At 54.4% G+C, this 13409-nt stretch carries 8 protein-coding genes; 7 read left to right on the top strand and 1 reads right to left on the bottom strand.

Annotated elements, in window-relative coordinates; all coding sequences use genetic code 11:
* Both LX66_RS28160 and LX66_RS15180 read left to right on the top strand, forming a co-directional pair.
* Positions 1-2070: Ig-like domain-containing protein (locus LX66_RS28160; RefSeq protein ID WP_158642648.1), on the top strand; the 2070-nt coding region annotated here is incomplete at its 5' end.
* A 5-nt stretch (positions 2071-2075) separates the two neighbouring features.
* Complete coding sequence (locus LX66_RS15180; RefSeq protein ID WP_145714947.1) at positions 2076-3059, top strand: PorP/SprF family type IX secretion system membrane protein; 984 nt, start codon at positions 2076-2078, stop codon at positions 3057-3059.
* Between the two features lie 10 nt (positions 3060-3069).
* On the opposite strand, the gene LX66_RS15185 is transcribed toward LX66_RS15180, so the two are convergent.
* Positions 3070-4518: a sulfatase gene (locus tag LX66_RS15185; RefSeq protein ID WP_145714949.1), complete on the bottom strand. Its 1449-nt coding sequence runs from the start codon at positions 4516-4518 to the stop codon at positions 3070-3072.
* Positions 4519-4600: 82 nt separating this feature from the next.
* Here LX66_RS15185 and LX66_RS15190 point away from each other — a divergent pair, with 82 nt between their 5' ends.
* From LX66_RS15190 to LX66_RS28570, 5 genes are all read left to right on the top strand, one after another.
* Positions 4601-5182 (top strand): RNA polymerase sigma factor, encoded by a 582-nt coding sequence (locus LX66_RS15190; RefSeq protein ID WP_145714951.1) that lies wholly within the window; start codon positions 4601-4603, stop codon positions 5180-5182.
* 70 nt (positions 5183-5252) lie between these two features.
* Positions 5253-6287 (top strand): FecR family protein, encoded by a 1035-nt coding sequence (locus LX66_RS15195; RefSeq protein ID WP_145714953.1) that lies wholly within the window; start codon positions 5253-5255, stop codon positions 6285-6287.
* A gap of 53 nt (positions 6288-6340) precedes the next feature.
* Entirely contained in the window at positions 6341-9985 is a 3645-nt protein-coding gene (locus tag LX66_RS15200) for a SusC/RagA family TonB-linked outer membrane protein (RefSeq protein WP_145714955.1), read from the top strand.
* 18 nt (positions 9986-10003) lie between these two features.
* Positions 10004-11380, top strand: a complete 1377-nt coding sequence (locus LX66_RS15205; protein ID WP_145714957.1) for a RagB/SusD family nutrient uptake outer membrane protein — start codon at positions 10004-10006, stop codon at positions 11378-11380.
* Between the two features lie 26 nt (positions 11381-11406).
* Positions 11407-13395, top strand: a complete 1989-nt coding sequence (locus LX66_RS28570; protein WP_145714959.1) for a TlpA family protein disulfide reductase — start codon at positions 11407-11409, stop codon at positions 13393-13395.
* Positions 13396-13409 lie beyond the last annotated feature (14 nt).

Here is a 13409-nt window from a genome sequence, read left to right on the forward strand (position 1 = left end):
AATTTTACGATTGAGATCAGCGACGGCAACGGCGGTACCACTACTGTGACTGTCAATATAACCGTTGCCGCTGTAAATGATGCTCCGACTGGTACGGGAGATACGCAGACCACACTTGAGGATACACCGGTGAATGGCGCTGTATCTGGCTCGGATACCGATGGTGACGCGCTCACTTTCGCCAAGTCCAGCGATCCCACGAATGGTGCAGTAGTCGTGAACCCGGATGGTACTTATACCTACACGCCGAATGCCAACTATCACGGCCCAGATAATTTTACGATAGAGATCAGTGATGGTAATGGCGGCACCATTACCGTGACAGTCAATATTACTGTTACTACTGTAAATGATGCTCCGACCGGGGCGGGTGATACACAAACGACGCCAGAGGATATACCTATAAGTGGCGCTGTATCCGGTTCAGATGTAGATGGCGATGTACTGACTTTTACCAAATCTGCCGATCCTGCCAATGGTACAGTAGTAGTGAACCCGGATGGCACATATACCTATACACCGAATGCTGATTACCACGGCCCAGATAATTTTACGATTGAGATCAGTGATGGTAATGGCGGCACCACTACCGTAACAATCAATATTACCGTTACACCGGTAAATGATGCCCCAACTGGTACGGGAGATACGCAAACTACAAATGAGGATACGCCTGTAAGTGGCTCGGTAAGCGGTTCAGATGTGGATGGGGATGCGCTTACTTTCATCAAATCCACTGATCCAATAAATGGAACAGCAGTAGTCAACGCCGACGGCACATATACCTATATACCGAACGCCAATTACCACGGTCCGGATAGCTTTACCATTGAGATCAGCGACGGTCAGGGAGGAACAACCAGTGTTACGGTAATGGTCACCGTTACCCCGGTAAATGATGCGCCAACCGGCACGGGAGACGACCGCACCACCAATGAAGGAACACCGGTCAGCGGTGCTGTAACCGGTGCAGATATCGACGGTGACGCCCTCACATTTACCAAAGCCACCGATCCAATCTATGGCATCGTGACGGTCAACCCCGATGGCACGTACACTTACACGCCAAACGCCGGTTATACAGGTACAGATCATTTTACGATAGAGGTCAATGACGGCCATGGGGGGACAATCACGGTGTCCGTAACCATCACCGTACTGCCGGTGACGGCCAATGCGGGTATCACGCTGGTAAAACTCGCCCTGCTGCGCTCAGATAAAACCAGCATTACTTATATATTCAATGTTACCAATACCGGCAATGTACCCCTGCATAATGTAACGATCACGGACCCCATGCTGGGCCTGAACAGAACGCTCACCGCCGTCCTGCAGCCGGGCGAGCTGGCTACAGAAACAGTCCTGTACCAGTTGACGCAGGAAGACAGGGAGCGGGGCAGCGTGAGCAACACGGCCACCGCAAGCGGGCAGACGCCGGTAAATACAACAGTAACGGATATCTCGGGTACCGCCGCTAACAATGACACACCTACGGAAACAGCCGTGCCGGCTGCACCACGGGCACATAATGACGAGGCGGAAACAAGAATGAACACGCCGGTTACTATCCCGGTGCTGGCAAACGATGATGCGCTGCATTCCGAATTCAACCCGGCGACCGTGACGATCATTACCATGCCGGTACGCGGACAGGCGACCATAAATGAAGACGGCACCGTGACTTATATCCCGGCGAACGGCTACACCGGGGACGATCATTTCAGCTACCAGGTGCAGGACGAGGACGGCTACCTGACGAACATCGCCATGGTAACGTTGAACGTGGTTGTGGGCGATATCAAAATTCCTACCCTGTTTACACCCAATGGTGATGGCAAAAATGATGTATTCGAAATACGCGGGCTCGACAGGTACCCGGAAAATGAGCTGATCGTGATCAACCGCTGGGGCAACGAGGTATTCCGGCAGCAGCATTATCAGAATAACTGGAAGGGCGACGGGCTGAACGAAGGCACTTACTATTACCTGTTACGCATTAGGAAAACCAGCGGGTCCGGGTGGGAAGTGTTCAAAGGATATACGACCATCATCCGCAAATTCAAACAGTAAAACCGATGAAAAGAGGGGCCATATTGACGATGTGCTTATTGCTGGGCAAACTGGTATTTGCCCAGCAGGATGCACAGTTCAGCCAGTACATGTTCAATGGCATCTATATCAACCCGGCCTATGCGGGTTACAAGGAGGTGCTGAACCTCCATGGCTACTACCGGGCGCAATGGACGGGCATCGAGGGGGCGCCGCGCAGTTTTTCATTGGCGATGGACGGTGTCACGAACGATGGCAATGTAGGGCTGGCCCTGCAGGTGGCCAGCGACAAGCTGGGCGCCCAAAGCACGCAATCCGTGTATGGCAGCTATGCCTATCGCATACGGATGAATGAAGATGGCACCGCCCGGCTGGCATTTGGCATCAGCGGCGGGATCGTACAGTTGGGCATCAACGGTGCGCTGCTTTCCACGCAGGACCCTGAGCTGGATATGCCTGCCGGTACACAAAGCACTATTGTGCCGGATGCAAGGGCGGGCGTCTATTATGCGGATCAGCGTTTTTATGCCGGCTTTTCAGTGGATAACCTCATCTCCCCGCATATCAATAAGTCGCGCTATGTATATATCCCGCAGCCGAAGCCGCACTACTATTTTACCGCCGGTATGCTGTTCCCGCTAAGCGAGCAGGTACAGTTCAAACCTTCTTTCCTGCTGAAGGACGACCGGGGCGGTCCTACCAGCCTGGATGTAAATGCGTTCATACTTTTCCGGGACAAGATCTGGATCGGCGGTTCTTACCGTACCCGGGTAGACCTGTATAGTAAGGACTACCTGCAGAAATCCCTGGTGGGCCGTAATGCTGCGGTAGCCGCGGTGGAAATATTCCCGGTTCCCAGCCTGCGCATAGGCTATGCCTATGATTTTTCAATAGGCCCGCTGGAAAGCTACAGCAATGGATCTCATGAGCTGTCCATTGGATTTTTGTTCCTGTCTTCCGGCGGTAAGGCCAAACGGGACCTGCGTGTAAGCTGTCCGAAATTTTTCTGATTCGTCGTATTCACTTATCCAGCACAGCCTGCAACTGTGCATGCAATGCCGCTATTGCACCTGGGGCGGCGGTAGCTGCTATGTTGGCGGATTCTTCGGCATCCTGTTCATGATCATACAGTTCGCGCGCTACTATGGCGTCACTTCTCATTTGCCGCCATTCCGTGTAGCGGTAGCGCTTGGTGCGCAAGGAATAGCCCATTACGGCAATGTTTTCCTCGTGGAAAAGCGCGTTGTAGGGCCTGATGAACTGGCTGAGCGCAAAATTTTTAAGGGGAGTGCCGGCGCCATTTAAATAAGGCTGCAGGCTGATACCATCCAGGGGCGCATGCGCCGGCAGGCCGCAGAGATCAAGCAGGGTAGGGTAAATATCCACCAGCTCCGTCAGCTCCTTGACGTGGGCGCCGCGCTGTTTTGCTGCAGGATCGGCAATGATCAGGGGCACCCTGGCGGCATTTTCAAAATTGGTGGCCTTGCACCACAAGCCCTGCTCTCCCAGGTGATAACCATGATCCGACCAGCATACGATAATGGTATTTTCCAGCAGGTGCAGCCGCTGCAGCTCGTCCAGCAGCCGGCCTACCTGTGCATCTACATAGCTGACAGTGGCATAGTAGCCCTGCCATAGCTGTTGCGCTGTCGGCCCGCTGATCGGGCCTTGCTTCGGCATATCCCGGTAGCCTCTTAACTCCTGGGAATGATGCAATGCCAGGGAAGGAACCTGTTGCGGTGGTTGGTCATTACTGATCACGAAGCGTTTTCCCTCATGCATTCGCCAATATTTGTCCGGTGCGGAAAACGGCAGGTGCGGGCGCCGGAATCCTACTGCCAGGAAGAACGGGTTGTCCTTTACCTGCCGCAGCAGTTGCAATGCTGCATCTGTTACTTTGCCGTCAATGTACGCGCTGTCCGTTACAGCCAGCCTTTCGGTGGCGTTACCTTTACCACTCCCCAGGTTTTCCGGCAGTATATATTTATGCCCGGGATCATTTTTTGTGATGTTATACCGGGCAGGTATAGACCAGGATGCCGGGTCCTGGTGGCTTTCCGGGTCATGGAAGATCTTCCCGGCCGATGCCGTTACATAACCATTACGTTTAAAATACTCGGGGAGCGTGACCAGCCGGGGATTACCGGTCCGGAAATGTTGGGTAAGCCCCCACACTTTCAGTTGGTCCGGGCGCAGGCCGGTAAGCACGGACGACCGGGACGGCGCGCATACGGCTTCCTGGCAGTAGGCCCTTTCAAACAGCAGCCCCATTGACGCCAGCCGGTCCAGGTTGGGCGTATAGGCCAGGCTGTCGCCATAGCAGCCCAGGGTAGGACGCAGGTCGTCTATTACGATGAAAAGCACATTGCGGCGTGCGGCGGTGGAACCTGTCTGTCCCATGGCCAGCATAGCGGGCAGCAGCAATATCCCGCATAGCAGGGCGGGTATCAGTTTACGATGGAAATACATACAGTACAGGCATGTGGTTCCCCGAAAGATATAATAATTATAGTATTTTTATGCGTCATGGAAGATGATAAATCCGTAATGCTTGCGTAGTGAACAATTTTTATGGGACGCCATCAGGAATAGCGATGTAACCGGCCTTGAGATGCTGTACAAGCAGTATAACGAGGTGCTTTACAGCTATGGGAAGAGGTTTACCGGGGATACGCACCTGGTGGAGGACGCCGTACAGGAAACATTTATCAGCATATGGAAATACCGTCACAACCTGGCCGCAGGCAGTAATCCCACCTATTACCTGCTCCGGTCATTCCGCAATACCTTGCTGCAATTGTTACAAACCCGCTCCGGTACTACCTATACGGAAGAAAGCCTGGATTTCTCTTTTGAAGTGGCTTTTGACAGCAAGCTGATAGCAGGAGAGGAAGCGGCCATACTTTCCCGGCGCGTACAACAGGCCCTGGCGCAGCTCACCGGCCGGCAGCGCGAGATCATTTATTTCCGGTTCTTTGAAGGCTTGTCCTTCGAGGAAATTGCCGGGATCATGCAAATGCAGGTACGGGCCACGTACAAGCTGTCCGCCAGGGCGCTGGCTGCCCTCCGCGGGATCATGGCTTCCGGGACCGGTAGCCTGCTACTGCTGGTCCTGATCCCGCATTGGGCCTAGCAAAAAAAAAAAATGAAAATAGTGGGGCACTTTTGGCCCCTTTCCTTCTTTATGCAAGTATAAGACCGTCATGAAGCACTCCATTCAATATTATGCGGACCTGAACATGTACCAACTGGCAGCGGAGCCCTACTTCCTGGAATGGGTGCGTTGCCCCGATGATGAGAACCGGGAGTTCTGGGAGGCGTTCCTGGCTGCTTTCCCGCGTAAAAAGGAGGACGTAGCCCGTGCGGCGGCTATTGCCGGCAGCATGTATGTCAAAAAAGACAGGCCCCTTCCTGCACAGCAAACGGCCATGTGGGACAGGATACGCGCCGGTATCGATGCGGACGTGGTTACCGCTGCTCCCGGAGGAATGCTGTATTTCCTGCGCAGGTATGCCTGGAAAGCGGCTGCGGTATTGGTGCTGGCGCTTGTGGCCTCCTGGTTGGTGTTCCGCCAGGATCAGCGGATGGTGCAGGTTGCTTCAGCATATGGAGAGGTAAAGCAGCTCATTTTACCGGACGGCACCATCGTAGTGCTGAATGGTAATACCAGCATACGGTACAGCAAATCATGGAATGCCGGCAAACCCAGGGAAGTATGGGTGGACGGGGAGGCCTTTTTTAAGGTAAAGCCCCTGGCGGTGAACGGGCCGCAGCAACGGTTTGAGGTGCACAGCAACGAGGTGGACGTCCGGGTGCTGGGCACATCCTTCAACGTGCGCAACCGCCGGGGAGTGACCGCGGTAGTGCTCAATACCGGTAAAGTAATGGTGGCCGCGGCAGACAACCGGCAAATGCTGTTGTCAAAGCCGGGGGACATGGTCCGGTATAAAAAGGGCGCGGGAAACCTGGAGAAAAGATCGGTACCGGTAAAGGCCTGTCTCAGTTGGCAGCAGCACAAGCTGCAACTGGACCAAACCAGCGTGGCCGACCTGTTTGCCATGCTGGAGGATGATTGGGGGTACCATATTGTGCTTAAAGACAGCTCGCTGCTGCATAAGCAAATAAGCGGCGAGCTGGATATGGCAGACAAACAAATATTGATAGAAGCGCTTGCCGTGACCCTGGATGCAAAAGTGACACAGCAGGGAACATCAACCATTATTGTAATGCCCAACTAACAGTTTTTTACCCGCACAAAAGGGGGACGTTTTTGTAATCAAAATCAACAGGCATGATCAATCTGAAAAGGATTGCGGCCTTCTGTTGCCTGCTCTTAAGCAGCATACGGATGTTCGCTGCCGTAATCAACCAAAGTCAACCAACCATTACATTAAAAGAGGCGCTGACGATGGCGTCGAAACAGTATGAAGTGTCCTTTATCTATGAAGACGAGCTGGTGCGCAACAAACGGGTAAGCCCCCCGGCAGCGGGCCAGTTCCGGAAAGTGGAGGATTATCTTTCCATTGTGCTCAAACCTTTCCCGCTCCGTTTTAAAAAGCTGGGCGGAACGCAATACGCCATTTATGCAAAACGGGCGGCTGCACCCGTGGAAGAAAAAGAGAAAACCAACCAGGTGGCTACCGGGAACGCTGCCAATACGCAGGCGGCTTCCGGTCAGCCATCTCCTCATGTTGCAGAGATTCAGGTTAGAACGGGAAGCGATACGGCTACCCGGCGCCTTGTACAGGGCATAGTGATGGACGAAAGCCTGGCGCCCGTCTCTTCCGCTTCCGTGATCGTACCCGGTGCAAAGGTGCTGGCCGTCACCAATACCAGGGGGGAGTTTGCCATACAGGTACCCCTGGCCGCCCGCACATTGCAGGTGTCCTGTATCGCTTATGAAACGCAGCAGGTGCCCCTGGGCAGTTACCTGTTCTATAAAGTGGTGCTGAAGGATAAAACCGGTTACCTGAAGCCGGTGGAGGTAGTATCTACCGGTTATGTGAACCTGCCGAAGGAACGCGCTACCGGCTCCTTTGGCGTAGTGACGAGCAAAGAGCTGGAAAAAGTACCGGTGGCCAATGTGATCCAGCGCCTGGAAGGCCAGGTTCCGGGCCTGCAGATGACGATCACCGCGGGAGATAACAGCTTTGTATATGACAATGTAACGCCCGCGCCAGCCAGCAATACCCGCACCATCGGCCAGAATGACTATAACCTGAACATCCGGGGCAACACCACCCTGCAAAGTGAAAGAATGCCGCTGATCGTGGTGGACGGTTTCCCCACGGAGCTGGACCTGAAAACATTCAACCCGAATGATATTGAACAGATCACTTTCCTGCGCGACGCTGCCGCTGCTTCCATCTGGGGCGCACGTGCCGCTAACGGGGTGATCGTCATCCAGACAAAAAAAGGGCGCGCGCGCATGCCGGTCGTGAACTTTTCCGTGGGGTTCAGCACGCAGGACCGCCCGTCCCTGGATCACCTGGGATTGATGAACGCTACCCAGGTATTGGCCTATGAAAAGGAGCTGGTGGACAAGGGCATCATTAACGACTATATATATAATCCTTACACGGCAGGCGTCAGGTATTATGTAAGCGACGGGATCGACCTTGCTTACCAGTTGAAGTCCGGCCGCATTACGCAGGCGGAATACGATACCCGCGCTGCCGCCATGGGCGCCCTAAACAACTATGGCCAGATCAGCCGTTACCTGATGCAGCGGGCCACCAGCCAGCAGTACAACCTTTCCGTGAGCGGGGGCAGTGATGTGCATACCTATTACCTGTCCGGTTCCTATTCAAAAGAGCGGCCCAGCACCATCGGCAATTTCGGTGAAAGAATGACTTTGACCGCTAACCAGGATTTCAGGATCATCCGTAAGATCACGCTGTCTATGAGCCTGAAGGGTTCTTTTTTTAATTACCGGCAGGGTGGGATAGGAGCAGGGGCGTTAAGCAATGGCGGCCGCACCTTTATGCCCTATAACAGTATTGTGGATGAGCAGGGCAATCATGGCAGGTTCTACTACAGTATAGGCAGGCACTACGCTGACTCCCTGCAGGGCCTTGGCTACCGGGACTGGGCATACGATTACCTGGATGAGCTGGCGCTGGCCGGTAACTCGGCATCGGATAACAACTATACCGGTACGCTGAACCTTAACATTCCAATCTATAAAGGCCTTTCGTTTAATGCGTCCTATGCGCTGGAAAGGAGCTATTTTACCAACAGGATATTCAACAGGGAAAACTCCTTTTATACCCGCGACCTGTATAACATGGGTACCACCATGCAAAACGGGCAACTGGTACATGCCCTGCCGCAGGGGGGCATACTCGCTACCAACCGTACAGACCTGAATAACTACAGTGCACGCGGACAATTTGCCTACAACGGGTCATTCCGCGGGAAACATGAGCTGACCACCCTGGCCGGTATGGAAGCCAGGCAGACCAGCGTAAGTGCGGCACGGGCTACCCTGTTCGGCTACAATGAGCAGACCGGCATCGCACAGGTGGTTCCTTTCGGCCAGATGTATAGCACGGTGACAGGCGTTAACTGGTTCTCCGGTTCGCCGGAGCAAAACGATAAAAGGAAACGTTTTCTTTCCTATTATGGCAATGCGGCCTACACGTTCATGGGGAGATATACGCTTTCCGGGAGCTTACGGTATGACGACTACAACAACTTTGGCCTGGACAGGAAGTACAGGGCCAAACCCTTCTGGTCTTCCGGTATCAGTTGGAACATTGCCCGCGAGCCTTTTATGGGAAGGGCCGTCTGGGTAAATGCGTTGTCCCTGCGTCTTACGTATGGCGTAAACGGCAATATCAACCAGGAGGCGAGGCCGTTCACCAATATCTACATTGCTGCCGCCGACCAGCAAACCGGGCTTCCCTACGCCGGTATCAGCGCTGCCGCCAATCCTGCGCTCCGCTGGGAAAGCACCTATGTCACTAACCTGGGCCTGGACTATTCCCTGTTTGACGGGCGGCTGGGGGGCAGCATTGACGTTTACAACAAGAGCGGGAAAGATATCATTTACCCGCTGGAGATCAATCCTACGTACAGCAGCATCTACACCCTGCTGCTGAACGGGGTCACCATTTCCAACCGCGGGGTGGACATTGGGGTGAACGGCGCCCTGGTAGATAACCGGCGCTTTGGCTGGAACATGGGCCTGAACTTTTCCTACAATACCAACAAGGTAACGGACAACCGGTTTCAACCCTCCTCCAGTTTCTATTCCAGCCTGAGCGGCACTATTGAAGGTTATCCTACCGACGCCGTATGGGTGTACCGAAACGCAGGGCTGGACAGTACCGGTATGACGCAGATATTTGATGAGAAAGGCGGGAAGGTGGGGCCTTCGCAGAATGTGTCTGATATCGGCGCCATGAAATATGCCGGCCGCAGAACGGCGCCTTATTATGGCGCCTTCAATAACACTTTGCGGTACGGGAACTGGTCCCTGTATGTGCTGGCCACTTACAACTTCGGCAGCGTGTTCCTCCGGCCCGCTGTAAGCAACTATCCCAGCACCCGCCGGTTCGACTACAGTCTTTCCGGCGATATTGCGGAGCGCTGGCAGCATCCGGGCGATGAAACCAATACCCTGGTGCCCGGTGTGCAGGGCATCTATGCCGGTCGTAGCGCGTACCGCTATGCCTTTTCGGATGCGAACGTGGAGCCGGGCGATTACATACGCCTGCGCGAGCTATCGCTGGGGTATACAGTGCCGGAAAGCGTGGCCGGAAAGGTATGGGCGCGGAACATTAAAGTGAATGCCGTGGTGCGTAACCTCGGCCTTATCTGGAAAAAGAACAAGGCCGGCCTGGACCCGGATTTTGTGCCGGTGCTTAGCAGCAATGTACTGCACATGCCGCCTGTCACCCAATACAGCCTGGTGTTAAATGTTGGTTTCTAAACGTCAAAAAAGGAAAGAATGCAAGCTAAAAATAAAGCCGTGATATTATGCAGCGCGCTGCTCCTGCTGGCCGGCTGCAGCAAATATACCGATATCCAGACGCAGGGGAGCCTGATACCCGGGCAACTGGAGAATTACCGCTATCTCCTGAACAATACATCCACATTCGAACCGGGCGGCATACTGCCCGATATTGCCTCCGCTGATGTGAACATCGCGGATAGCGTACAGCAGGCCGCCCTGTCTGGTAGCAGCTATTACCATTATTTCAGGGCCTGCTACACCTGGCAGTCGCCTATATACGAGTTGCCGACGGACAGGGATCGTGACTGGGACACTTACTACGCGCGTATCTATAACTGTAATGTAGTGCTGGATGAAGTGCCCGGCAGCAGCGGCAGTGATGCCGAAAAAACGGCATTGATGGCCGAAGCGCTCACCCACCGGGCAGACGCCTACCTAAACCTGGTAAATGAATATGCAAAGCCGTACAACATGGCAACAGCGGCAGCAGATCCCGGTGTGCCCCTGCTGCTGGCGCCTTCACTGGATCAGCCATTGAACAGGGCCTCCGTAGCGGTTGTATATGACCGTATCGCGGCTGATCTTACCACTGCTGTACGTTCCCTGCCGGAACACAGCGAGTACAATACCCTGCCTGGCAAAGCGGCGGCCTACTCGCTGCTGGCAAGGATGTACCTGCTGATGGCGGATTATCCTGCCGCCGGCCTGTATGCAGACAGCGCATTGGCGCTCCAGTCCACGCTGAACGACCTGGGCGCCATTACCACCTACCCGCACAGGCAGGAGGACCCCGAGATCATTTTCGGAAAGATCGCCTATACGGATGCCCGTTATCCGCCCGGTACATTCCGTTTGAGTGACGAGCTGCTGGCCTTGCTGGGCACGGCCGATATGCGCTACCAGCTCTTCACGGCCGATGCCGCCGCCTACCTGGGCAGCGGCTACACCGGGCGCTTTTTTTACCGGGAACGGCTTACCGGCGAAGCCCGGAACATCGGCACCTCCGTGCCGGAGATGATGCTTGTAAAGGCGGAAAGCCTGGCCAGGGCCGGCGACGCGCCGGCAGCCATGGAGATGGTGAACCGGCTCCGGCAGCAACGCTTCAAAGCAGAGGACTACGTGCCGCTGGCGGCCCTGGATGCCAATGACGCCATTGTAAAAGTAGTGGAGGAACGCAGGCGGGAATTCTTTTGCCGTATGCTGCCCTGGTTTGACCAGCGCCGCCTGAAAAATGATCCGCTGTTCTCCCGCACCTATACCCGCACCTGGCATGGCGATAGCTATACGTTGGAACCTAACAGCAACCGCTATGTATTTCCCATCGGCATGTATTATATCAACCTGAACCCGGAGATTGAACAAAATCCCTGAGCGGACGGAAACTATAAATCAAAGTAATGAACAAGCTACTCAGAAATGTTTTGGTATGCCTGGCGGCTCTTTGCTGCATTACGGACGCGCATGCGCAACAGAAAAGATGGATCATCACACCGGAAAGGCCCGTTACCGGGGATACGGTGCATATGCAGTACTACCCCGACAGCGTGATGCTGGCAACAGGACGGCCGCCCGGCGCTGTAGTGTATAAGTATGATACCTTGTATCACTGGTCCGTCAGCGACCTGGCGCTGCGGCCCGCAAAAGACGGAGGATACACCGCCGATATCCACCTGGATTCGACAACCGGGCTGCTCGCCTTTAAGTTCACGGCAGGGGAGGTGGCCGACAACAATAACGATACCGGTTATATTATTATGTGCGCCAGCGGGGGCAGGCAATACAAAGGGGCATACGCCGGCTACGGCCTGCTGCGCGCCCCCAGGTACAATATGGGCATTCCCGGCTACTATCAGCATCTCAATATCAGCGATACGGCCGTGTACTTCTGGATGAACCAGGAGATCGGCTACCAGCAGGGAGCGGCCAGGCAGGTAGTGCTCCCCTTCGTGGAAGCGCTGTCCAAAATGGAAATGCTTGCCGGCAACCCACCGGCATCCAACCCACGTATCCACCGCGCGGCCAGCTATATGCTGCACCTGCCGGCGCCCACGGAAAAGGAGCTGTATGTAACCGCCCTTATGTATAGTAAATACCTGGGAGACCAGCAAACGGCGGACTCCATCCACGCGGCTATGCGGCAGCAGTTTCCCGCCGGTATCATCAATAAACTGGATGCCTGGAATGCATTATCCGCCTATGTTCTGAAAGAGAAAGACAGCCAAAAGGTGCTGGCGCGGCAGGAAGAGTTTCTCCAACGTTTCCCACAGGACCATGCGCTGGACCAGTTGGCAGGTATAGATTATGACAGGATTTACCGGAGCATTGCCGCTATTTATATCGCCCGAAAGGATACTACTTTCCTGCGCCGTTACCTGGATGTTTTGCCGCTGCCGGTGCTGGCCCTTGCTTACTACAAGATGGTGGAAATACCTTACGATATCTGGAAAAGCGCGCCGGCAAAGGATGTGTACGGGGCGTCTGCCGCTATGCTGGAGCGGTTCCGGCAACTGAAAAATGAAAGGCCACAGGCGTACTGGTACTATTCACCCCGCGAATGGACCGCTTACTGCGATAAATTGTTCCGGAACAATTATGTGACGCATGCGCATATACTGCAGGAAACCGGTCGGGATAAAGCAGGGCTGGAAATGGCCGCCTTTGCGCAGCAGTTGTTCAGCTACAGGAACGCCACGCTAAATGAAGTACAGGCCAGGTTGCTGGAAAAGGCGGGGAAGGAAAAAGAGCTGTCGGCCGTGCTGCACAACAGCGTAAGGATGAACCAGGCTTCCGCCGCCATCTTTGATATGCTGAAAAAGGAGTACCTGCACACGTATAGCAATGAGGCTGGTTTTGATGCATGGCTCAACTCCCTGAAAGATGCGCATACAATGGAATTACTGGAAGAGGAATTGGCCGGCAGGATGATCCGCCAGCCGGCGGCGCCTTTTGTGCTGGAGGACATGAACAACCATAAAGTATCCCTGTCCTCCCTGTCCGGGAAAGTAGTGGTGCTGGATTTCTGGGCCACCTGGTGCGGCCCCTGCAAAGCGGCCATGCCGGGCATGCAGATGGCGCAGGAGCGCTTCCGGGATGACAGCAACGTGGTCTTTTATTTTATTGATACCCAGGAAAAGGACCCGCAGTACCGGGAAAAAGTAAAGGCCTTTATCGCGCAGAAAAGATATCCGTTCAGGGTGCTGTTTGATAATGGCGAAGCCACCTATGAGGCCTACCGTCAGTTGATCCATACCTCCGGTATCCCGTTTAAGATAGTGATTGATCCCGCCGGCAATGTACGTTTCGGGCAGGTAGGATACATGGGTAGTCCCAGTGCGCTGGCAGACGAGATCAGCATCATGGTGTCGCTGGCCAGGCAGGCAGAATGATCTTTCTCATAAGC

It is taken from the genome of Chitinophaga japonensis (assembly GCF_007830125.1).
Taxonomy (GTDB): Bacteria; Bacteroidota; Bacteroidia; order Chitinophagales; family Chitinophagaceae; genus Chitinophaga; species Chitinophaga japonensis.